The 24,642-nt window shown below is 43.2% G+C and carries 18 protein-coding genes and 1 pseudogene; 10 read left to right on the forward strand and 9 right to left on the reverse strand.

The genetic code is table 11. The annotated features are described in order from the left end of the window. Positions 1–21 precede the first annotated feature (21 nt). The 3 genes from HPL003_RS01745 (at position 22) to HPL003_RS01755 (ending at position 1,346) form a co-directional block, all read left to right on the forward strand. Entirely contained in the window at positions 22–360 is a 339-nt protein-coding gene (locus HPL003_RS01745) for an ArsR/SmtB family transcription factor (protein ID WP_014277922.1), read from the forward strand. A 28-nt stretch (positions 361–388) separates the two neighbouring features. Then, positions 389–904 (forward strand): SRPBCC domain-containing protein, encoded by a 516-nt coding sequence (locus tag HPL003_RS01750; RefSeq protein ID WP_014277923.1) that lies wholly within the window; start codon positions 389–391, stop codon positions 902–904. A gap of 67 nt (positions 905–971) precedes the next feature. After that, on the forward strand, positions 972–1,346 hold the full coding sequence (locus tag HPL003_RS01755; RefSeq protein ID WP_014277924.1) for a VOC family protein: 375 nt from the start codon (positions 972–974) through the stop codon (positions 1,344–1,346). Between the two features lie 866 nt (positions 1,347–2,212). On the opposite strand, the gene HPL003_RS01760 is transcribed toward HPL003_RS01755, so the two are convergent. The 6 genes from HPL003_RS01760 to HPL003_RS01785 form a co-directional block, all read right to left on the reverse strand. After that, positions 2,213–4,486, reverse strand: a complete 2,274-nt coding sequence (locus tag HPL003_RS01760) for a GH32 C-terminal domain-containing protein (protein ID WP_014277926.1) — start codon at positions 4,484–4,486, stop codon at positions 2,213–2,215. After that, positions 4,483–6,951, reverse strand: a complete 2,469-nt coding sequence (locus HPL003_RS27225) for a PfkB family carbohydrate kinase (RefSeq protein ID WP_014277927.1) — start codon at positions 6,949–6,951, stop codon at positions 4,483–4,485. The genes HPL003_RS01760 and HPL003_RS27225 overlap by 4 nt, the downstream gene beginning before the upstream one ends. A gap of 24 nt (positions 6,952–6,975) precedes the next feature. After that, a complete protein-coding gene (locus HPL003_RS01770) occupies positions 6,976–8,604 on the reverse strand; it encodes an ABC transporter substrate-binding protein (RefSeq protein WP_014277928.1) in 1,629 nt (542 codons plus the stop codon). A gap of 126 nt (positions 8,605–8,730) precedes the next feature. Beyond that, entirely contained in the window at positions 8,731–9,627 is an 897-nt protein-coding gene (locus tag HPL003_RS01775) for a carbohydrate ABC transporter permease (protein WP_014277929.1), read from the reverse strand. Between the two features lie 13 nt (positions 9,628–9,640). After that, positions 9,641–10,594, reverse strand: coding sequence for an ABC transporter permease (locus tag HPL003_RS01780; RefSeq protein WP_014277930.1), 954 nt, complete (start codon positions 10,592–10,594; stop codon positions 9,641–9,643). 269 nt (positions 10,595–10,863) lie between these two features. Then, on the reverse strand, positions 10,864–11,832 hold the full coding sequence (locus HPL003_RS01785; RefSeq protein WP_014277931.1) for a LacI family DNA-binding transcriptional regulator: 969 nt from the start codon (positions 11,830–11,832) through the stop codon (positions 10,864–10,866). Between the two features lie 261 nt (positions 11,833–12,093). Here HPL003_RS01785 and HPL003_RS01790 point away from each other — a divergent pair, with 261 nt between their 5' ends. The 6 genes from HPL003_RS01790 to HPL003_RS01815 all read left to right on the forward strand — a co-directional run bounded on the left by HPL003_RS01790 (position 12,094) and on the right by HPL003_RS01815 (position 18,896). After that, a complete protein-coding gene (locus HPL003_RS01790) occupies positions 12,094–13,557 on the forward strand; it encodes a GH32 C-terminal domain-containing protein (protein ID WP_014277932.1) in 1,464 nt (487 codons plus the stop codon). A gap of 59 nt (positions 13,558–13,616) precedes the next feature. Beyond that, positions 13,617–14,954: an ABC transporter substrate-binding protein gene (locus HPL003_RS01795; protein WP_014277933.1), complete on the forward strand. Its 1,338-nt coding sequence runs from the start codon at positions 13,617–13,619 to the stop codon at positions 14,952–14,954. Positions 14,955–15,053: 99 nt separating this feature from the next. Next, positions 15,054–15,929 carry a carbohydrate ABC transporter permease gene (locus HPL003_RS01800; RefSeq protein WP_014277934.1) on the forward strand — a complete coding sequence of 292 codons (876 nt, stop codon included), beginning with the start codon at positions 15,054–15,056 and terminating at the stop codon, positions 15,927–15,929. 1 nt (position 15,930) lies between these two features. Continuing rightward, a complete protein-coding gene (locus HPL003_RS01805; protein ID WP_014277935.1) occupies positions 15,931–16,764 on the forward strand; it encodes a carbohydrate ABC transporter permease in 834 nt (277 codons plus the stop codon). Between the two features lie 22 nt (positions 16,765–16,786). After that, a complete protein-coding gene (locus HPL003_RS01810) occupies positions 16,787–17,866 on the forward strand; it encodes a glycoside hydrolase family 172 protein (protein ID WP_238533435.1) in 1,080 nt (359 codons plus the stop codon). Between the two features lie 37 nt (positions 17,867–17,903). Then, positions 17,904–18,896, forward strand: coding sequence for a LacI family DNA-binding transcriptional regulator (locus tag HPL003_RS01815; RefSeq protein WP_014277937.1), 993 nt, complete (start codon positions 17,904–17,906; stop codon positions 18,894–18,896). Between the two features lie 1,068 nt (positions 18,897–19,964). Here HPL003_RS01815 and HPL003_RS01820 read toward each other — a convergent pair. Further along, complete coding sequence (locus tag HPL003_RS01820; RefSeq protein ID WP_014277938.1) at positions 19,965–20,288, reverse strand: hypothetical protein; 324 nt, start codon at positions 20,286–20,288, stop codon at positions 19,965–19,967. 452 nt (positions 20,289–20,740) lie between these two features. On the opposite strand from HPL003_RS01820, the gene HPL003_RS01825 reads away from it, so the two are divergent. Further along, positions 20,741–21,469 (forward strand): hypothetical protein, encoded by a 729-nt coding sequence (locus HPL003_RS01825; RefSeq protein WP_014277939.1) that lies wholly within the window; start codon positions 20,741–20,743, stop codon positions 21,467–21,469. Positions 21,470–21,593: 124 nt separating this feature from the next. Here the strand turns inward: HPL003_RS01825 and HPL003_RS29550 are convergent. Together HPL003_RS29550 and HPL003_RS01830 are read right to left on the reverse strand one after the other, a co-directional pair. Beyond that, positions 21,594–21,780: pseudogene (locus tag HPL003_RS29550) on the reverse strand (DoxX family protein); the annotation flags it as partial. Between the two features lie 781 nt (positions 21,781–22,561). Beyond that, complete coding sequence (locus HPL003_RS01830; protein WP_014277940.1) at positions 22,562–24,553, reverse strand: BglG family transcription antiterminator; 1,992 nt, start codon at positions 24,551–24,553, stop codon at positions 22,562–22,564. Positions 24,554–24,642: the final 89 nt, after the last annotated feature.

The raw sequence follows: 24,642 nt of genomic DNA on the forward strand, positions 1-24,642 counted from the left end.
TACAGAGGTGAGCACCATGTCATGAAAAGGTCCGAAATAGACATTACGACGCTGAGCGCTTTAGCTGAAATGAATCGTATGAATATCGTTCAACTGTTGCGCGACGGTCCTCTGGCCGTGGGAGAAATCGCCGATCGGCTGGGGCTTCGCCAACCTCAAGCTTCGAAGCATTTGAAAGTGCTTAGCGATGGCGGGCTTGTGGAAGTACGCATAGATGCGAACCGTCGGATCTACGCACTCCGGTCTGAGCCCTTTCAAGCGATGGATTTCTGGCTGCAGTCCTTCCGGCACATTATGGAAGATCGGTTTGATAACTTGGACAATTACTTGCGTGAACTGCAGAACAAGGAAAAACCGTAACGTCATTTAATTAGGAGGAGTAATAACAATGTCAAACAACGAGATGGTTTCGAGTGTAGAGAACGATCGAGTTCTGGTGTTGGAGCGCGTATTTAATGCGCCGCGCGATCTCGTATTCCAGATGTTTAAGGAACCTGAGCATCTCAAGCGTTGGTGGGGACCGAAGGGCTGGGAGATCCCGGTTTGTACCATCGATTTCCGTCCGGGCGGCGTATGGCATTACTGCATGAAGTGCGTTGATCAGAATCAAGGTCAATTTTACGGCATGGAATCGTGGGGGAAAGGCGTTTATAAGGAAATTGTCGAACCGAAAACGATCATTTACAACGATTACTTCTCGGATGCCGAAGGCAATACAAACGAGTCCATGCCATCGCCCCTAATCACGATGGAATTTATCGATCTGGGTGGCAAGACTAAATTGGTAAACCGTTCTGAATATGCGTCGGCAGAGGCCCTTAAAACTGTCATGGACATGGGCATGCTGCAGGGAATCACCGAAACCTGGAATCGCTTGAGCGAGCTGTTGGAGTCGCTTAAGTAAAGTTTAGATTGAAAGAAAAGCTTCGGGCTTGATCCGTAAAAAATTCCATTTGAGGAGTGTTTAAATTATGATTAACAAAATTGGCCAAGTTATGCTGTATGTGAATAACCAAGACGAATCTAGAAATTTTTGGACAGAAAAGCTAGGTTTCGAGGTCATCGCGGAAGAAACCAATGGCCCGATGAGATGGATTGAAGTCGCTCCTAAGGGTGCAGCAACTAGCATTGTTCTTCATAATAAAGAGTTCGTTGCCAAAATGAACCCTGAAATGAATCTCGGAACACCATCTATCATGTATTACACGGACAATTTCGATGCGTTGTACAGTGATCTGAAGAACAAAAACATCAAGGTTGGAGACATTATGGAACTGCCCTCCGGCAGAGTCTTTAACTTTGCAGATAATGAAGAAAATTACTTTGCTATATCGGAGAAGAAATAAGAAAGTTGAAAGTTACGAAAAGCAGCTAATCCATATGATCAGCTGCTTTTTTGTTCCCGTTCAGGCAAAATTGTTGTTTTAAAGAATGGAAATGGTGAGCAAACCCGCTGACTTTTGGCGGAATCGAGGAACTTGACAAACCACCTGTTTGGGTTGAAGGACTTAAAGCACTAGCTGCCTCGGAAGTAGTAAAGGAGGTCACTGAGCATGCAGGAGCAAGACCGAAGGACCGGGATGCAACAGATCAACGAATTATCTCCGATTTTCTGACTGGTCGAGGAAAGATCATTGATAGTCAGGAAGACGTAGGGGGATACCCGGATGTTCCAGCGACCTACCGTGCTTTAAGTGTACCTGACCACAGCATTGATGAATGGTTGTATCAATTTTCAGTTGAGCTGGAGTAGTCCTTCATGCTTTTCAACAAGATCTAGCACAGTCCAGCATTCTGACTTGATTATGTATGGCAAACAGGCCAGCGCGTAAACATCATTTCTTGCCGCAGTTTATCTGGCCGGTTTCACCAATTTAGGAGCAAAGGATAGTGTTTTCTGGGTGTTTGCTCAGACTACGGTAAATCAGTGGGAAGCTAAACCTCGAAACGTAGCATACCAGAACAATTTTTACCGTGTTTATGTTCCAGATGAGGAAATGAAAGAACTCGTAAACACCGACTCCCGATACACAATTTCGTTCCATAACCATATCCATTTAAACAATATGATGACTTCTCTAAATACCATCATTCCTTTGCTTCTGGAACGAAAATGGTCTGTTCTTCTGGCGGATGAACAAACCGGAGGAATGCGATGTTACTTGATCATTTACTGCATGGCCCATTGGTAAGGAGCGCCTAAGCGCTCGTCTTACCAAATGGACTGCATATCCCATATATCCAGAGATTTAACAAATGGTTCTCCATCTCCCCAAATCTTGAGTCCCAAAGCATCCATACGGCTCGGATACACCCGGGTTGTCAGGCTTTTCAATCCGTTTGCATAAGCTTCAACCATGGAGCGGTCCAAATAAATGTGAAGCTTCAGATTCTCCTCAAGTAGATCCAGCTTACCGCTCTGAACCCCTCTGCACTTTTCTCCCGGATGCAGTGTCGTTTTCGACCGATCAACCACGAGCATCGCTTGATTCCAATCATAATACAGCAGAGTTTCTTCCTCACCATCCGGCGTACAACGGAGCTTAATTCCGAATTGTTTGGCACTGCGAGGTTCCAATTCCAATTGAATCTCAAACATGTCACCATGAACATCCCTGAGTTGTACATTAGTTTCAGCCAATGACTGGTCCCGAAGTGATAGCCGCTTGGCGCCACGCAGCGATTGAAGCTCCTGAATCGGCTCTATTCCCAGCCGTCCGTCATCCCTCAAATACACGCTTAACGGCAAGCCGCCGTTATGAGCCCAGCCCGACTTATATTCCATCTCGGACGTCCGGTCGCCTTGGGCTATCGTAAAGACGATATTTCTGCCGGTCTTCGGATCAACCATTCCGCTCGGTCCGGTAAAATGGAAATCCCCGACGTCAATCAATTGAGGCTCTTCTTGATCGGGGATGAACGAAAGATTTTGCTTGTCAAGTAGCCCGATCCAATAGAACACCTCGACATCCGCTCCCTTCCCCACAGGGCTGACAAGCAGGAGATGTTTGTTCGCCCCCTGCTTGTCATTGCCAAGGGGAAGAAGCACAGGGAGCTCCCAGATGGGTCCAAGGTAAGGGAACTTCTGAATATCCGCTTTAAAAAATGGCCCCTTATACGTCCAATTCAGCATATCCTGTGACACAAATGCCAGTGCTGCTCCGCCTTCGATTCCGGACCCGACCAGAGCATACCAACCGTCATCGTCCTTCCATACGAACGGATCCCGGAAATCCCCAAATTCACCCATTCCCTCCTTCTGCACGATCAACGGCTTCGGATGTTTGACCCAGTGAACCAGATCCGGGTTTCCGTCAAGGGAATAGGTGCTACGGGCAAGTGCCACACTCTGATTCGGCGAAGCGCTGTCATTACCCGCCGTAAAGAACAAGACAGGCAGGCCGTCTGCATCATAGGTTGCGCTTCCCGACCAGATCCCGTCCGGTGCGAGCTGATCCTTTTCGGGCGCCAGGGCCACGGGAAGATCACGCCAATGCACCAAATCCTCACTTACCCAATGTCCCCAATGGATCTGATGAAAGAACGGGCCATGGGGGTTATGCTGATAGAATAAATGATATTGCCCGTCAAAATAGATCGGCGCATGGGGTTCGTTCATCCAATGGGCCGGCGGGCTAACATGATATTGCGGTCTGTGCCGATCAAGCAGCAGTGGCGTCCGGTCCAGCTTGATCTCGTCATAGTTTAATTGCGGCCGGACACCTTCATGGAAGGTATCCAGCACATGCCGATAAGAAGCGGTCACTTCTTCTGCGCTTAGGGCCCGATTATAAATCTTGAGTTCGTCGATGATACCGCTAAACATGTGCAGACTGAATACTTCCGCCAGCAGGCTGCTGTGGTTATTCTTGCCGATAAGAAGATCCGTGTCCGCCGCCTCAGCCAAGCGGGAACCGCGAGGCAAAGCAGCCGAAGCGATTTCACTGCCGTTCAAATACAGCTTGATTTCGCCTTGGTTCCCATCGAACACAGCATTCACATATGACCATTCATTCTTGGGCAGCTCATGGCCGTCCGGCGACCAAAGTTCCTTCCAGTCCCCTCCTTCCAGCCCGACTTGGAAGGACCAGGAACCGTGACGGAACATGCCGAGCAGATAACCCTGCTTGCGATCCAGGTTGTAGCGGTTCACAATGGCGGACAATTTGCCATCATCCCCCCATTCATAGGAGCGAGGGGCTACCCATACTCCAATGCTTAGCGCTGATCGATACTCTGGCTCGGCGTTCCGATCTCCCTCATTGAACGAATGCGCAATGTAAGTCGAATAACCGTCGAGCAGGAGCCCGCTTCCCATTACTCCCTGTCTCCATCGTGGAGGGCAAGGTTCAGTAAACTCCGCTTGGTTAAATACGTACTGGATATCATCCCTCACTTGGGATACGCTCTCCAAAGCGCTTGTACCGGTTCCTTCATTGAAGTCCCAATACATGATCAGCCCCCGATTGTCGGATGCATGGCTCATGCCTCAACCCTCCTTGATGTCTGCTCCGTTGGGCCATTGGGAATATGAATGGAGTCAAGAGCATGCATATGAAACGAGTTCAGTACAACTTCCCCTGATTTCGCACTTATCTCAATACGATCCATCGGAGCATCAGGGAATATTTGATCCGTCAGCGCAACCAAACCCTCATTCGCATACACTTCAACCGCATTGCGATCCAGCCAGACATGCAGCTTGATCTTTCCATTCTCCGGAACCATGCTAGCACCGTGCTTGCACGCAAACGACGGGTGGAAGTCAGTCAGGCCCGATTTCGAACGATCGATGAATAGCCATTGGCGCACAGGGTCATATCCAATAATAGTCTCACTTTGCCCAGAGGACTTCATTTTGATATGAACCTCGTCCCCGGAACGAATGTCGATATCCGCTTCAATCTCAAGCAGAACATCATTCATTTTTTGCGTAAACGGCACTGCTGGCGTAACCTTGACCTCATTCCAGCAGAGCGTTCCTTTCCGCAGCTGCTCTATTTCCCGAACAGGCATTTGGGTCAGAACTACCCCCTCGTCTCGGCTGGTCAATGACAAGACGCGAGGCAGAGTCATTGCGCCTCTCCAGGCTCCGGTAGGCGTCTGGTTGGCATATTTCCAATTGCTCATCCATCCGATGATCACGCGCCGTCCGTCTTGCTCCGAAATATCCGACCAAGTGACTCCTGCATAGTTGTCCCGGCCATAATCCAGCCACAGGATATGATCAGCCGGATTGTCATTGATGAACATATTTCCATCGAACTCTCCGATAAAATATTGCGTGCGTGATCCTTCCGTACAGTTGGGATTATCCCCGATGCTTATGATTAGTACCCATTTGGAGCGCCCGCTGTCATCGACTGGCAATTCAAAGAGATCAGGGCATTCCCAAACTCCGTCATGCGAACCTTCACTCTTTCCGAATTCGCCTGACAATGACCATTCACGCAAATTATCCGATCGATAAAATCGAACGTGGTCACCCGCGACAAGAACCATAATCCAGCGCTCACTTTGCGAATGCCAAAACACCTTGGGGTCCCGGAAGTCAACCAGATCATGCTCGGCGAGTATTGGATTCCCCTCATATTTGTGCCAAGTTCGGCCTTTATCGCTGCTGTAAGCCAGGCTTTGCCGCTGGCGCGGTTGTCCGGTTTCTGGACAGGTATCTGCATGAGTGAAGAGCGCGATCAATCCATGGGAACCATCGAACAGTCCGCTGCTATTATTCCAGTCAACCACACAGCAACCCGAGAAAATAGCGCCATGCTCATCCGGAAATAGAGCGATAGGCATATGCTCCCAATGAACCAAGTCTTGGCTTACGGCATGACCCCAGTGCATCGGTCCCCATTGATTGCTATAAGGATGGTGCTGATAAAACAGATGATAGACTCCCTCGTAATAGACTAATCCGTTCGGATCATTCAACCAATGAGAATGAGGTGAAAAATGAAAACCCGGCCTTAATATATCATCATCGTGCTGTTTATTTGTCTCGATCATCTGTTTAATCTCATCTGTCGTCGGCATAGATTGAAGAGCTCCCTTCCGTGTTGTTACTAGTGCACCGCCAGCATTAGCAAAAGTTAGCATGCTGATGATTTGCTGTTTGGTCAGCTGATTCAAAGAAATGCCGGCTTCCAGTATTTTATATAACAAGCAGCCCAGAAAAGCGTCGCCGGCTCCCGTCGTATCGATGGCCTTCACTTGAAAACCCGGCACATATCCGTCATGACCAGCCAACCGGTAATAGCAGCCTTTTTCCGCTAAAGTTACGACGATCCAGGCGATCCCGAATTGCTGTTGCAGCTCTAACGAGCCTTTTTCCACATCAGTTGTACCAGTTATAAAGTGGAGCTCATCTTCCGATATTTTCAGGATGTCGGCATACTTCATGCCCCAAAGGATATTCTGTTTCGCTTCCTCTTTACTCTCCCATAAAGCAAACCGGATATTCGGATCGAATGAAAGCAGCACTCCTGCCTCTTTAGCCTTGACGACTGCCGCTCTTGTTGCCGTACGGGCCGGCTCATGAGTCATCGACAAAGAACCAAAGTGCAGTGCTTGGCAGTTTTCAATCCTATCGAACGGGACATCCTGCGTGCGCAAGTATGTATCCGCGCCTGGCTTCCGGTAGAAGCTGAACGATCGGTCTCCGTTGTCATCCAGATGGACAAATGCCAGCGTTGTATTCGCTTCATCTGTAAACGAAAGCGCAGACACGTCGATGCCGCCGTTCATCAAGGTATCGTGCAGCAATGAACCGAATCGATCATCCCCAACTTTGCTGATCAACGTTGCTCTAGCTCCTAAACGGGATAGAGCAGCTGCTACGTTAGCCGGAGCCCCTCCTGGATTACATTCAAATTGCTCGTTGCCTCCCGCTGTACGACCTGACGGAGTAAAGTCTATCAATACTTCCCCAATGGTTATTACATCAAGCACAGTTTCTCCCCACCTATCGTTTGATTATTTAATTTTAAAATTTGCATTATAACGGTCTAGCCCTTTTTGATAGATCTCCATTAATTCGTTCAGACCCATCTTCTCCAGTGTCTTCACATAGCTGTCCCACTGCTCATCCACGCCGCCATCAACGATGAACTTGCCTCTTTGGGTATTTACATATTTAATAAGTTCTGGCTCAATCCGATTGATTTTATCTAGTTCATCCGGCTCAAAGAAGATACTCGGATAGTTTTCCTTTTTCATATATGGAGTGTAATATTTCTCCAAATAATCAGCACGCTTCTGAGCTCGGGGTTCCATATCAACAACTTTTCCGAAGTCATCGATCGTAATGACGCCCGGATTGCCTGTGCCTGGAGCCACTTTTTGACGGAATTCACCTGCGGAGGCTCCCTTAGGAAGCGGCAGGTTCACCAATTTTCCTTTTTCGTCCTTCTTGAATACGACATTCAACGGACCCCAGTGAATTTGAGCCGCCATGTAAGGGTCATACTGTTGATCAATCCAACGCATCGTCATTGCCGGATATCGGTTCTCCTTTGTAATCACGAAGCTACCTCGTCCCGGACCGCCGCCGTTGCTGCGGCCGATCATTTGATCTCCATTTGGGCCTTTAAGCGGGGGCAGCAGAACATAATCCTTACTGCGCTCCGGTCCGACAACCTCTTCGACTTCCCACCAAACGTAGGAGCCAAGCGTTTCATCTGGTGTTTTGCCTTTTGCTAAATACTGAGCGGCGTCCTGGGTGAACGATTCAGGGTCAATCAAGCCCTGCTTATACCAGTTATCATGGATATATTTTAATGCTTCCTTATATTGAGGTTGTGAAGCGGTAAAGATCACTTTGCCTTCGCGGACGATCCGATGTTCCAAATTATCTGGAAGACCGAAAGCTCCGAATGCGCCGGCAATATCACTACACCATTGCATATGCATAAAGCTTAATGGGATTTCATCAGCCTTGCCATTGCCGTTCGGATCCTTCGTTTTAAAGGCAATCAAAGCCTGCGTGTATTCATCCAGCGTCTGAGGTACTTTCAGGCCCAGCTTATCGAGCCAATTTTTATTAATGACGTGAAAGAAGGGGTTGGTATCTAGGTTATTCTCCTCCCACGATGGCAGTCCGTAGATGTGCCCATCCGGCGCTGTGATGGCTGTTTTAATGTCGGGTCGACGATTAAGAAGCGCTTTCAAGTTAGGCGCATATTGATCAATTAAATTCTCCAGCGGAATGATGGTTCCGTCTTTACCGTAATTGATTAGCTCGTAATCCGAGAATCCAGCTCCGTAAAATGCGTCTGGCAAATCTCCGCTGGCCAACAACAAATTTTTCTTCTCTGTGAAGTCAGTATCCGGAATGTTCTCCCAGTCAATCTTTACGTTTGTTTGTTTTTCCAGCCGCTTAAAAATTTCCATTTCCGAGTAATTCGGCGCTAAAGCGGCTTTCGGGGATACCATCTTTAACGACACCGCTTCTTTAACAATCGGAAGACCGGTTTTATTAAAATTCGTATCCTGATCCGGATTTACCGCCTGATTTTTTGACTCGCCACCGCCTCCCGAACATCCGCTAAGCGCAAATGCTCCGGCCAGCATTAGAATCCCGGCACTTTTGTATAACAATTTCATCATACATAACCTCCTTTTAGATCAATCCACAAGCTGAAAACCTTCGTTGCCTTCATATATATTTGTTTGGGTGATGGGTCCAGCGATTCTGTTGTACATCCCCCCCTTTCAGGCACCATGTCAATATTAGCCTTTGATCGAGCCGATCATCACGCCTTTAACAAAGTATTTTTGCAGGAAAGGATACAAAATCAGCAACGGCAGACTGGATACCATGATGACACCATATTTGATAAGCTCTGTAACGCGCATCTTCGCTGCGTAAGATTCCACGTCGATCATCATGCCCGAGTTGGCCTGATTTTGGACGAGAATGTTGCGAAGAACCAGTTGTAACGGGTATTTGTTTTCGTCGTTCAAGTAGATCAAAGCGTCAAAGAAACCATTCCAGAAGCCGACAACATGATACAGTACCATTACGGCTATAACGGATTTAGACAAAGGCAATACGATGCTCCAAAAAAATCTGGTGTTGGAACAACCATCGATCGAAGCTGCCTCCCACATTTCATCCGGGATGGTCGACTGAAAAAAAGTCCTTACGATAATGACATTGAACACACCACCCGCTCCAGGAATAACAAGTGCCCAGATCGTATTTAGCATGTGAAGATCTTTGATCAGCAAATAGGTAGGGATCAGCCCTCCACTAAAAAACATGGAGATCAGTAAAAACCACATAATCACTGACTTTCCCGCCAGTCCTTTACGAGCTAACGGATAAGCTGCACATACGGTCACGGCTACTCCGATTACTGTTCCTAGACCCGCATACAAAATCGAATTGGCATAGCCAATCCATATAGATGAATCGCTGAATATCCGCCCGTATCCATCCAGTGTAAAACCCTTTGGAAAAAACCATACTTCTCCTGAGTAGATGAGATTGGGATCACTGAATGAAGCAATCAACACAAAATACAACGGGAATAATACAAGCAGCATCACTATGGTCAACATGACGTAATTGATGATGTCAAACCATATGTCTCCCTTGCTTTTTCGCTTTAATAATTGATTCAAAATGAACTCCCCCTTACCACAGGCTGGTTTCCGTCAACTTTTTGGCGATCCGGTTTACGGTGATTATCAGGATAATATTTACAACTGAATTAAACAGACCAATTGCTGTAGAAAAGCTGTATTGTGCCTTTTGAATCCCGATTTCATAAACATAGGTCGGAATAATATTGGAGGTAGCATAATTCAAATCGTTTTGCATTAGGAAAGCCTTTTCAAAACCGATGCCCATAATGTTACCGAGTGCGAGAATCAATAAGATGACGATCGTCGGCAAAATGCTTGGAATATCCACATGCATTACGCGCTTCCATTTGCTTGCTCCATCCATTATCGCGGCTTCATGCAATTCCGGATTGACCCCTGCCAGAGCAGCAAGATAAATAATGGTGGAAAAACCTGTCTCTTGCCAAACCCCTGATAATATATACAAAGGACGGAACCAACCTTCGTTGGCCATAAACATAATTGGGTCTCCACCGAACAACGTGATGATGTGATTCACGATTCCGCTGTTTGGAGACAGAAAAATATTAAGCATACCGACAAGCACTACGGTAGAAATAAAGTGTGGTGCATAAATTACGGTCTGTACAATTTTCTTGTATCTCTTGGCCAACATCTGATTGAGCATAATCGCTATAATAATCGGAGCTGGGAAGCTAAACACAAGCGATAGAACACTGAGTGTAAGCGTATTGGTCATGATCGTCCAGAAGTTATAGGAATCGAAAAAATCAATAAAGTGCTTAAATCCTACCCACTCGCTTCCCCAGATCCCCCGACTTGGTGAAAAATCCTTAAAAGCAATTTGTATGCCATACATCGGATAGTACTTAAATACGAGATAAATAATAATGATTGGCAGTAAAAACAGATACAGTTCATAGTCGCGTTTGATCTGGTTCCATATTTTGCGATTTGGCTTGATCGTGGAATGATCTAACTCGCTAGTTCTTGAATTCACCATTACACTCCCTTTCTTGTAAAGGATATTTCCATTTTTGAAACGTTTCCAATTTTCTATAAGAAAAACGTCAGTCGGTGACCCATACCATAAATCGACCGAATGAGCTGAAGTTTTTCCAAAATCAAAGAATAAGAACCAAGCTAATTCCTTCGATCCTTTAACAAAGCAGTCTGATTACCATATGAAACGTTCCAATTTTCTATAAGAAAAGTCAGTTGTAGATCCAGACTGTGGTCGACTGAATAAGCGAATATTTTTACACATAAGAATCATGTCGTTTCGCCTTGCCTGAAGATAACGGGGAGACGATACACTTGCTGATCTAAAGTTTTACCCTCAATCTTTTTATACAGCAGTCTGATTGTCATACGTGCCATCTCCTCCACTGGCTGCCTGATGGTGGACAATATCGGATGAAAATAAGGATGATCCTGAATGCCATCGTAACCAATGACCTTTACATCCTCTGGAACACGAATACCCTGTCTACCTACTCTTTCTATATATTTGGCGGCTAACATATCGGTAATAGCGAAAATGCCGTCCACATCCTGATGCTTATATAGAAATTCGCCAAAATAGGCATCGTCGTCCACAATAGGGTCTGGCTTCTCGTATACAACATAGTCGACACCTAATTTTTTCGCCTCATCAATGAACCCTTTTCTTCGATTCATGGTTTCACTAAAAACGGAAGTTACACTTCCCAAAAAAGCTGGTCTCTGAGCTCCCGCTTTAACAAGTTCCCTCAAAGCCAGACGCCCTCCCTCATAATTATCCGAGGTCACACAGGTGATTTTTTTGTTGAAATGCCTGTCAATACTTAGAATCGGAATGTCATTGCTTACGCTGTTCTCTATATCATTGTAAGTAATGCCGACAATACCAGCCACTTTGTTTTGCCGTAGCATATCCAGATAATACAGTTCCTTTTCGGGCTTGCCGCCGCTATTACATAGCATAAGCTTAAAGCCTTCCCGATCCAACTCATCCTCAATGTAATAAGCCAGCTCAGAAAAAAAAGGATGCCAGATACTTGGAAGCAGCAAGGCTACCATCTTGGATTTCCTCATCTTGAAATTTCGAGCGACTTCATTAGGAAAATAATTCAGTTCTTGTATAGCTTTCTCCACTTTTTTGCGTGTATCTGGTTTTACAGAGCCCGAGTTGTTAATAACGCGGGACACCGTTCCCACAGCTACGCCAGCTATCTTAGCTACATCTTTAATACTTGGCATCTAACCCCCCCATCTCTCTTATGGAAATTATAATAACACTAAGTTGGAAACGTTTCAATTATTTTTTGAAGCGCTTTTTTTGCTGACCGTTTTCATACTTCCACAATCATTTTATTTTATTGGTAAACGTTTTACTACATTAATTTTGTTTATAGAATTTTTTTAAAATAAACCCAATTTATATCGCTTGTAAGCGTTGACAATATAAAATCTTATGATATTATTTGTTTGTAAAACGTTTTACCAAATGGAGATGATGTGATGAAAAAAGTATTTTACAAACCTAAAGGCGGATGGGTCGGAGATGTGATCCCATTCTACGACAATGGAGAGTATAAGCTCTACTATCTCCATGATCAAAGAGTCGGCGGAGATTACGGGAATCATACGACGTGGAATCTGCTCACAACCAAAAACGGCTTGGATTTTGAAGATTACGGAGTATCTCTACCCAACGGAAGTGAAGCCGATCCCGACCGGAACGCATATACCGGATCGGTGATTAAAGACCCGAATGGGACGTATCACCTTTTCTACACCGGGCACAATCCCAACGCCGAATTTTGCATTGACGGAAAGCCCTTACAAGTGATTTTGAAGGCAAGCGGTACCGATGGAATCCATTGGACGAAGGATGTAAATTTCAAGCTTTATGGAGACGCAGTTATTTATGAGCAATTTGATTGGCGCGATCCGTTTGTGTTTTTCAACGAAGAACGGCAAGAGTACTGGATGCTCGTCACTTCGAGGCAAATGAACTCTTCCGAAAAGAGAGGCGGTTGCATTGCTCTTCTCACTTCCGATGATCTGGTCCATTGGCGTTATCGGGAGCCGTTTTACAACCCGGACAAGTACATCACTATGGAATGTCCGGATTATTTCAAAATGGGAGCCTGGCACTACCTGGTCTACTCGACGTTCAGTGAAAAGTTTGTGACGCATTACAAAAAAAGCAAAAGCATCGAAGGCGTATATACCTCCCCTATTCTGGATACTTTTGACGGCAGAGGATTTTATGCAGCGAAAACGGCTTCGGATGGCCAACAAAGATACGCTTTTGGCTGGGTTCCTTCCAAGCAGGGTGCAAACGATTACAGTGACTGGGAATGGGCTGGAACCCTGGTCGTTCATGAGATTTATCCAAATGATAACGGCGATTTGCTCGTAAGAATGCCTCAGTCTATCTATGAGCATTTTAATACCGAAGTAGACGTTATTCCTGAAGCAGAGAAAAACTGTCGTCACGCTGGGAGCCAATTCGAACTAGAGTCTCACGATGGATTGGCTTACCGCGTATTCAATGAATTACCTTCCCAAGTCCTGATCGAAGCTTCGTTTACGGACTGGAAAGAGACCAAAGACTTCGGCATCGCGCTACGAACTGACAAAGCTCTCGACATAGGATATTTCATCAAATTTGATCAATTCCACAATCGAGTTGCATTCGATATGTGGCCAAGAACCGAACCCGGTTTTTTCCAATGGCAAATTGCTGGTGATAAACCGCAAATGATCGAACTGGAAAGACCGTTTCAGTTCGTCCAGCACGAGCGGATCACGGTAAAACTGATTTTGGAAGATGACATCTTGTGTCTGTATGTCAACGATGTCATTGCGATGACAACACGGGTCTATAACTTCAAAACCGGACACATCGGTTTTTTTGCGAACGAAGGCTCCGTTAAAGTCTATGACGTCAAGCTCAAGACAGCAGCAAAGGATTAGAATTACAAATCTCCAAAAGAAATTTGTAATGAGATATTTATAAAATGGAGGGTTTTAAAATGGGAAAAATGAGAAAAGTGTCAAAGATCGTCTCACTTCTCACTATCTTTGCATTGATTGCAACCGCTCTCGCAGGTTGCGGGGGAGCTGCCGGAACTAACGCGGGCAAGCAGCAAAATTCGTCTGATGCCTCCAACGGCAAAACGATTACATGGTTGTCGGCCCGTCCGGCAGACGGAGCGATCGTCCAAACGATCCGCGAGCTGGCGGACCGGTATGCGAAAGATCATCCCGGATTCAAGCTGGATATTCAAGTGACGTCCGATAGACCTTCCTATTTGACCAAGCTGAGAACACTCGTCGCTTCCGGTGAAGCTCCAGAATTCATCGATATGGATGCTGACCCGTACGCTCAACAATTGGCAGATGCTGGAATGCTGGTTGATATGAAAAAATTCCTGAATGAACAAGGATTGTACGATCAGTTCTATGAACCTGCACTAAAATACCAGCAATTACCTGATGGAAGCCTGTACCTTCTTCCCTTGGAGTATCATCTGGAAATGACTTGGTATAACAAGAAAATATTCGCGGAAAATAACCTTACCGTTCCCAAAACCATCGATGATATGCTCACGGTTAGTAAGGCGCTTAAGGGCAAAGGTATTACCCCGATCGCCGTTGACGGCGTTGACGTTTGGCCCTTGCTGCGCTATGCAGCCATGATTCCGTTCCGAGCTACCGGAAATGAATTTGCCCGGAACCTGAGCCAAGGTAAGGCCAAAATGACCGACGAGGTTGGAATGAAAGCGGCGAACTTTGCCTACGAGATCGGCCAATACTTTCAGGAAGGATTCGCCACGACGGATTATACGACAGCCAAGAACATGTTCCTCAACGGTGAAGCTGCTATGTATAACATGGGTACCTGGGAAATCCCGTCTTTCGTGGACAAAAATCTGCCGGAAAACCTTAAAGGAAACGTCGACTATTTCTACCTGCCAACCATTAATAACGCCAAAACGCCGGATAACGAGTTTTTTGGAAACAGCGGGATCGGCCTTGCCGCCACGACCAGCAAATTCGACGAAACCACCAAGGACTTCCTAAGTTACGTCTTGAAAAATTACAGTGACGTCTACGTAGCTAAACAGCAGATGTCACCGCTCAAATTTACGATTAAAGACGAGTCCCAATTCTCCAAACTGTTCCTGCGGATTAAAAAGGATATGGATAACTACGGTTCAGAATTTGCCAAGCCTTGGGATACCTTGCTGGATGCCAATACGAACTCCGTCATGAGCGATTTAATCATCAAATTGACGATGAGGGCCACGACGCCTCAAGAATTCGCCAAGCAAGTCGACGACACCATTGCCCAAAATGTCACCAACTAGTCATTACATTCAGACAAACTGCCACCCACCCGACCATTCAGGGTCCGGGTGGCTACCTTTCACTAAGTCTGTCAATACAAACAAATGGGGAGATTCTATATGAATGTACTCAAGGACAAGAAGGCATGGTTCATTTTTATTACGCCAGCCTTGCTATTTTATTTAGGAACCGTCTTTGTCCCAATCATTCAGTCGCTGAATTACGGCTTTCAAGATTGGAACGGAATAAAGGATGCTAGGTACATTGGTCTGGGCAACTATATCAAAATGTTTAATGACCCCTACTTCTGGAATTCTGTGCAAAATAACTTGGTGTATGTCGTGATCGTGGTACTCATGCAGGTGTTTATCGGCTTGTTTTTCGCATTACTGCTCTCTTACATTAAAAAAGGAGCTGGCATTTTTAGAACGTTGTATTATTTGCCAGCCGTGGTGGTGACCGTCGCTATCGCGCAGATGTTCCGTAACTTCTATTCTCTGCAGCCGCTGGGCTTGCTGAACATGTTCCTGGATTGGATCGGACTGGGCCATTTGCAAAGTGCCTGGTTATCCAATCCGGACACCGCATTGATCGCAGTATCCATTCCCGAAGGCTGGCGCTTTACGGGCATGTACATGGTTATTTTTTATGCGGCCCTGATCGCGATTCCGAAAGAGATCGAGGAAGCTGCAACCATAGACGGTGTAAATGGATGGCAGCTAATCCGATATATCAAATTGCCGAGTATCAAGCATGTGCTGAGTTTGGCCCTTATCATGTGCACCACCGGTGCGCTAAGAGGTTTCGATATCCCTTATATCATCGGTGTACCGGGTTCGACGACCGAGTTGGTCACGACTTATATGTACAAAAGAGCGTTCTCAACCAATCAATACGGATATGGAAGCTCGATCGCCGTGTTTATCGTGATCGAAAGCCTGCTTGCCGTTCTTCTTATCCGGGCCATATTCAATTCCAGGAAAGGAGAAGCATAACATGCGATCCAAAAAAACAGCTTGGTCCTTCCTGCTCTATTTTATCGTCATCATGATCCTGATCGTGCAGATCTACCCGGTCGCTTGGCTGATGCTGTCCAGCTTCAAATCAAGCATCGAACTGACGACAAAACCTTTTTCGCTGCCGAGCGTATGGTCGTTCGACAACTATGTGAGTGTGCTTAGGGAAAGCAATCTGCTGCTATATATCAAAAATACAGCCATCGTTACGTTCAGCTGCCTGCTACTCATCATCTTCTTAAGCTCAACGGCGGGCTTCGCCCTCGTCAAAATGAATTTCAAGTTAAATTCGAAACTGCTGCTGTTCTTTACGGTCGGTATCATGATTCCGATTCAAGTCACCTTAATCCCGTTGTTTATTATGTACAAAGACTTCGGGCTACTGAACTCGTATCTGGCGTTAATTCTTCCACAAGTCGGATTTGCCTTACCTTTGTCGATTTTAATCTTCACCAGCTTTTACAGTTACGTGCCCAATGAATTGATTGAGGCCGCTGTCATCGACGGGTGCAATATTTATCAGGTGTTCTATAAAATCATTTCTCCGCTTACCATCAACACGACGATCACGGTCGCATCGATCAATTTCGTTCTCATTTGGAATGATTTCATTTTTTCCAACACCTTTACGAACGACAAGCAATATAAAACGATCGCAGTGGGGCTTCAAGAGTTCATCGGGGCCTTCGGGGCGACGGATTGGGGGCAGACATTTGCGGCCATCAGCATCAGCATCATCCCGATCATTATCATCTATTTATTTCTAAACAAATACTTGATGTCCGGTGTTTCTGACGGAGCAGTTAAAGGATAAGGAGAGATCAACCATGCAATCTATGAATCACCTTTTTAGCAAAATGAGAGGAAAAAGCAGAGCGATCACAGCGGAAAATCCGCGAGGCCTGAAAGGAGAAGGCGGGAAAGCCACGGGTCCCTTGGGAATGGCCCGGAAAGGCAAAGCCTTTATCTCGCTGGCCCAAGGTGAAACTGCCACGCTCGTCGATATCGAAGGTCCGGGCATCATCCAGCACATCTGGATGACCGTGACGGACCAAACCGAGACCGGCTGGTTCGTGTTGCGTGACCTGGTATTGCGGATGTATTGGGATAATGAGGAGACCCCTTCCGTGGAAGTTCCGCTAGGCGATTTCTTCTGCAACGGCTTCGGCACCAGAGCGATTGTCAATTCCTTGCCGATCGTGGTGAATCCGGTCGGCGGCATGAACAGTTACTTTGCGATGCCTTTCAATAAAGCCGCCAAAGTAACCATAACGAATGAGCATCCCCAGGAGATCGAAGCGTTCTTCTACCAGTTTGATTACGTGCTGGTTGATGAACTCCCTGAGGATACGGAATATTTCCACGCCCAATTCCGCAGGGAAAATCCCACCAAGCTCAAGCAGGATTATACGATTATTGATGGAATTAAAGGAAGAGGCAAATATGTCGGCACCTATATGGCATGGACTTCTTTATCGCGTTACTGGTACGGCGAAGGCGAAGTGAAATTTTATCTCGACGGCGACCGGGATTGGCCGACCATCTGTGGAACGGGGACGGAGGATTATTTCGGCGGCGCTTGGGGCTTCGTGAAATACGACAACGGTAACCCTGTGCAGGAACAGACGTACTCAACTCCCTTTATGGGTTTTCCGCATTTCCAGGTGACAGACAACACCAGATCGCATATTTATGATGGAGCTGCTTGTCCGATGCGCGGCTTCTATCGTTGGCATATACTTGACCCCATTTTGTTTGAAGAGGATTTACGTGTCACTGTTCAACAGATCGGGCATGATGGAAAAGCGTTATTTGAAAGAAGTGACGACGTGAGCTCCGTATGCTATTGGTACCAGACCGAACCGCATCAAGTGTTTCCCGCACTACCTGATGTACTGGAAAGACGTCCTCGCTAATATAGGAAAAGCCGGAATAAAAAAGTAGAGGTAAAAAATGGCTAAGAAAAGAGTTACCTTAGTTCAAGTCGCAAAAGACGCGGGCTGTTCGCCCGCGACGGTCTCTCATTTTCTGAACGGCAACTTTCAGAAAATGGGCTTGCAGACGAAAGAAAAAATCAGTCTGTCGATCACAAAGTTAGGTTACCAAGTGAACCCTGTTGCGAAAAGCCTTATTACCGGCAAAATGCACACGATTGGGCTCGTTTTATCCGACAGTACCTACGACGGTTATTTTGAGGACTTATACTTCCTCCATTTTGCCCAAGTTATTAAGCAGCAGTTAAAGATGCTGGGATATAAAATAATGCTGTTGGACTTTGAAGAAATCTTCATGAATATCCAGATGGTCGACGGGATCATCGTCAAAGCGACCATAGGTACGGAAAAATTTATGCCCAAGTTGATGGATCTCAACGTACCGGTCATTACCATTGGACGCCACAATTTATCCTATGGAGCGCATGTGTTGCGTGTCAACGACTACCAAAGCGGTCAGACCGGGGTAAATCACTTATTATCCCGTGGTTATCACAAACTGGTTATTTTAACTTATCCGCACGGTCACGTGCCCGGATTCGACGACCGACTAAACGGTGCTAGCGATACCTTACAGCAAAAAGGAAAACTAACGACCGTGATCACAGGAGATATGACGGAGAAATTCGGTTACGATACCTTGATAAATCTGGCCCAAACAAACCAACTGCCGCAAGCGTTGTTTTGTTTAAGCGACATATCCGCCATCGGGGTCTTAAAGGCATGCAAAGATTTGGGCCTGTCCGTTCCGCAAGACCTTGCCGTTTTGGGTGTCGACGATATGCCGACCGTCTCCGAGCTGCTGAGCTTATCGACTGTCCGGCACCCCATCAACGAATTGGCCGAGGCTGCATCCAAGTTGATGATACAATCCATCGAGTCCGACGGGCAGCGTATCGAGCCTGTCGAAGAAGTGTTTTCTACGGAATTAATGGTTCGGCGCACCAGCTGATATCGTAATGCGCTTTTAGTAAGAGTATAAAATAGTCGATTGCAGGGACAAATTCGTTCCTTTCTCGACTATTTTATGACTTAATGCAATTTAACTTCCGTCCCGTTCCTGATCCTTCAGTATCTCAATAAGTACTCGCCACACCAGCTTCGTTGTTGGGAATTCTTCTCTTGTTTAGCTGTTTCCATGATTCAAATTCCATAGACGTACATCGGACACATACCCCCAATAATTAGATAATCAATGAATTGATCATGAATACATGTTCGGGCCTCTCCGGCTTCAAAATATTACGGTTCAAGAAATTATATCGATAAAACAAAAAAAGTCGCCAATATGGCGACTCTAATGCACATATGTTCCTGTCTTCCTACATTTCTATAAGGCAACATATCGCCGCAAAAGCTAACACTAGCCCCACCGATGATTTTATCGTTAAATCCATTAGTTGAATTTACAGGCTCTCGCATCGTCCGACCCAGTAAAGCGTGAAACGGGTGCAATATACTCTAATATCTGATCAATTCGTTTCACTGTATCCTTCCAGCCTGTAAGTAATGGCTTCCCTGAATTGAAGTGATTCTAACATTTGAGTCCTCTTCTCTATCCTCCATTCTCAATAAAAAGAATAATCCAACAAATTTATCCATATTTTAGCGTAAAAAAACACAAGAGGAAACAAGAGAACTCTTTACCTTTGCCAAGATAAAAAAGTATACTCCTTGTGATAACAGATAATTTTGTATTTACTTAGCCTTTATTCCCGATTTTACTGGGTTTTCGGGGATATTGACTGTCTCATTTAGATGACATAAACAGTCTTATTTAATAATAAAATTAGTCTCAATTGATGTTATAACCCACACTTTATGTGAGTTATAACTTCAATTGAGACAAAAACAGCCTAAAATAGGCCGTTTTTATATCATGAATTTGAAAAAATTATAATATGAGCTAGGATAAACCTACTTTTTCTATACAATAAATTGAGATTTTATCAAAACAAAGAAACAAAGTAACACTATCTAAAAGGGACAATTAAATAAACAATATCATTATAAGTAGCGTCTATAAAATATCAAATGCTTTAATCAAGTGGCCATTTGTTTCGTCTATATCTTTTAAAATTGGTTTTTTCAAGTCAACAAAGTGATACTTATTTTCATCTTGCTCTAGGTACTTCACGTTTTCTTTTATTATTGAAAAAAAAGATTGCCCTTCAATTGATAAGTAATACTTAGATAAGAAACTGAACATTTTTTCTCTGAGTTCACTCGAAGATTCATTTTTTATAAATGAATCCATTGCAAATGGGATTTTGACCTTTGAAAATTCACTTATTAAGTTGGAATATAGTGTATACAAAGCTAATAGTTTTTTATTAGAGTCCATACCGCTGCCTTTAACTTCTTTAAAGATATAGAATTCAATGTCATCTAGCTTGACGTCTTCAAAGTGTCTTTCGTATTCATTAATTAACTCGAAATACCTCTTCTTGATTCCTGATCTCTTTTGAGCTCCAAGTCTTTTTACCTTCGCAATTTCCTTGGAAACCTCTTTTATAGAATTAGTTTTTTCATACTGCTCATTTATTAATTTTTGTTCAACAGACAGGTAGTTATGCGCGATTTTTTGATTTACTTGTTCCTCTATAAAGGTTTCTATACTATTAAATTCTTTTGATTCTTTAAAAATCCCCTCAGTTTTTGAGATTGTGTCAATAACACTATTCTTAGTTAATAGTATGTTTCTTTTTTGCTCTTCTAGTTTTGTCCTATCATATTTGTTGGTATTAATTTGATTTGTAATTTCATGTAAATTATTTCTAACTCTAAGTCTGGTTAATGGCAGGTATTACGAACATTGCAACAGCAGATGAAATCAATCCGCTGCGAGATGAAATTAGGGAGTGTTTTTCGGAGCAAGGAATGCAGCGCTTCGTCTCTCCAGCCCCATTCGGATCAGACAACAAAGAATCAGATTATTCTTCTCCCGAAGAACGACAATACCGTTTTGAATGTAAGAATATTAAGATAGCCATCGCCGGAAGTGATAGACGCGTAGGGGTGACGACCACCGCGATGAATTTGATGTGCTGGATAAAAAACCATGGAGGTACTTCTTGTTACGTAGAGGCAAACGTAAGCAAGCATCTGGCGCATATCGTACAACTTTTTCAGCCTGCTCAAAAAGGCAATGCTTATGTTATTGAAGAACATGACCTTTATTTTACAAGTGAGATAAATCAGGACTATAATTTCATCGTCATTGATTGCGGTATTCTTGGTGAAAAGCTACTGCCTGAAACATTTGCTAATGCTGATATACGGGTACTCTGCGGCTCTGCCATGCCATATGAATTACCGGTATTTTATCGGGCAATTCAACGCTGTAAGGACGTTGAAACACAACCGCTTGCATTGTGTGTTCCGAAAAATATTCGCCCCTATATGAAGACTATGGATAGTAATTTGCTATTTGTCGATAGTTCGCATGATTTATTTGACGGCAGCATTAACACTAATATTCACTTGCGGCTACTTGAGAAATACTACGATGTCGACGGAACATGAGATAAAAATACTATATAGGGTATTATATAAATTCTAATTTTATGTAGGTAAAGATGTTACACAAAGTGATAGCAGGATACAGTCAAACTAAGAGCATACAAAAAACAAGTGCAGTTATTGCCTAATGAAAAGGATTTCTCACCATCGTAATCATGGTAAAAGTCCTGCCAACATAGTGGCTCCTAACGACGAACCAGTCAACAGAGCAATAATTGGAACCCAAATACCACTAACATCCCGACAAGTTTAAAGAAGCCAGTCAAGAAATTAAAGAAAGAAAAAAGATCAAAACGCTTAAATTCATCGGGCATTTTTCATGAGGTAATTTTGGATCCTGTCGCACAATAGAACTTGCCTGCGGGCGCAAACCCAAGAACAATTACTGCTTCACCCGTAACGAAAGTATGAATGGAGGAAAGGCCCGCATGTGCAGCTCGAATGGTCTCTGGATATCTTCATCGCCGTCTTAAGTACCTATTTGAAATAAGTGACAATCAGGCGACAGTTTTGTCTTGAGAGCCTTTTGAATAATAGGACTATTTTGAGGCTGTCGATTAATTGTGGACAATATTTTTAAGTGCCCAAATTGGCCTTCTATAACGATTTTTGAGAAACAAGCACTTATAAAACTATTCATAATTAATCGACATGCTCATTTTGGACATTAGTGAAGTCCAGTTTATGGGCAAATCCTCGCTCCTGTATTGGCAGTTTCAATACACATATGTTCAAAACCTTTACTCTTTACAAATTTTTTTAAGCAGAAATAAACCTCTAACGTAGTACTTTTAAATTTTCCTTCGACAAAAATTATTTTAACTATTCTTGGTGCCCTTCCATCCAAAGAATTTTGTACCTCAATCTTATCAGAGATCATTCGCTATAAAAAAACGTAAATCGTCCGAATCATTGCCCCGGTATTTCGATTTAATCGAATGCAAAAAATGATTTCTGCCGAAGGTAATCCTTCTATTATGTATAATTTACCTTCTGAGATACTTAAATCCTTTTGTGTTTGAAATACAGCCATTAGTCTGAATGTAATTTCTATATCTACAATGCTAATCAGCTGTATTTCTTAGAAAAACAGAATTACACTTCAAAATATGTCGTTAATAGAATTTCTTTAAACTGTTCAAACGTTTTACATTTCCTCAATCTCCCAATTACACTCGTTTCTGTAAGCAATAAGGAAAGCCCTGCATAAAGCTCCTGAAAATCAACCAGTGTATCTGGAGAAACGGACATCATAAATACCACATATACATTCTGATTGTCCCACTTGATACCAGATGGTGAAATTAATACAGCAATTTCATTACTTACAGCGTCCAAACTAATAGCATGCGGTATCGCAAAACCATCATATCCGGTAGAGACGGAATTTTCTCTGGATACCACTTTACTGTAAAAATCCTCTTTTACACAACCATTTTTTAGTAACAAATCACAAAGATAATCGATAGGTTCACACTTGTCCGTGAATTGAGAATTACTAATTATAAAATTATCGGCGCTGAAATAATTATGAAAATTAGTAGATAAATAAGTGATTTGCTTAGTGTTCTGTATTTCAGCAATTGCATTATTTATTATTGATATATCTGATTTTGTGAGAAATGGGCTGATGTAAATTATTTTGTGATTCGATTTAATTGCTACTCTTGTTGTTGATATTAATAAATCAAACTCTAAGTCATTAACGGAGTCTTCATAAGAAAGAACTTTTATAATTACCAATTGGTTACCGAAATAATATAATATCTGTTTGGATACTTCTTGTTCGATATTGAGGTATTTCGGAACAAAAAGCAGACATTTTACGGATTTTTCTATAATTTTATTTCTTTCTATTTCAGCGGCCAGATGTATTAATATAAAAGAAATTTCGTCTTCATTAACAGAAGAAGTAATCTGATATTCATTAATCAGCCTGTCCGTGATATAAATAGCTATATCATATAAAAAAGGTAATGTATTTCTTAAATCATTTTTTAAAGGGCTTTTCACTGTAACATTAGAGTTTAATCGAAACAGAAAATTTTTTATATGAAGCGTAAACATAACCCTGAAACCCTCTCGATGAAGGTCAAGATAATATTTTTGTTCGATTTCCTGCAAAAGCTTATTGATAAAATGCAATAGATCCTGATCTACATAGGAATTTAAAGCTTCGAATGTATTCATATTATAATTTGAATTAGAACAGACTATAAGATAAAGTTGTATATACTCTTCATTATTTATCATGATTGAAAATGATTGTTCAAGCTGGTTTTTAATAAGATTTACTAATTCATATTCCGAAGTGTTGTTCAATGGATAATTATTTGTATCTGATGTCTTTTTACTAATGATGTTACCGCTCTTGATTCTGTTAACCATAATTAGAAAATGAAGCAGCAAATTCGCCCTTGAGAAATCATTGATATAATAATGTTTTTCCACATAGGCTGTGTCAATAATCTTCAATATAACTTCCAAGATATTATTATCAAAAAAATTTTTCAAATGATGGATATCTATTAAATCACTATCCTGCATTCTTTGCAAAATATAATTAACTAACTGTCTTTTGCTTTTTTCGTCTCCAGTGATTCTAATACAGTTGTTCTGTGTAACGAATTTCACTTTTAGAAATGAATAGGACTGATTCATTTTTTTCAAATCATTTTTTAATAAAGAAAGGCTTATACATAGTTCATCACATAAATCATAAATATTGATTAATTCAATGTGATTTATAAGAAGGGCTTTTATAATATAAAAAGAACGTTCTTGATAATTTTGAGGAACAGCAGACTGTCTGGTGTGAAGTAATGAAGCAGCAGCCGTTTTATCAATATAGTATCCATTAGGAGATGACATGATAATGCTGTTCTTAGCAAGGGCATTTATTTCATTGATGTAGTTGATTACAGTACGTCTGGAGAGCTTTAAGTGTTCTGCAATACCAACCCCTGGAATAGGTTTGGAGCTTTCCATTAGTAAATTCATAAGTGTAATCAGTTTCTCATGCATAAGAACACCTCCAGATTTTTTTGTAACGCTTTCATTTTCCTCGCTGGCACCTCCTTTCTTCAATAGATTTTTTTGCTCTTCCTCCCTTCGACAAATCTTCTAATATTTCAACTTTACCTGCCCTTCGTTAACAACGCCTTTTTCCTGATCAT

Origin of the sequence: Paenibacillus terrae HPL-003 (assembly GCF_000235585.1) — a bacterium.
Classification (GTDB): Bacteria; Bacillota; Bacilli; order Paenibacillales; family Paenibacillaceae; genus Paenibacillus; species Paenibacillus terrae_B.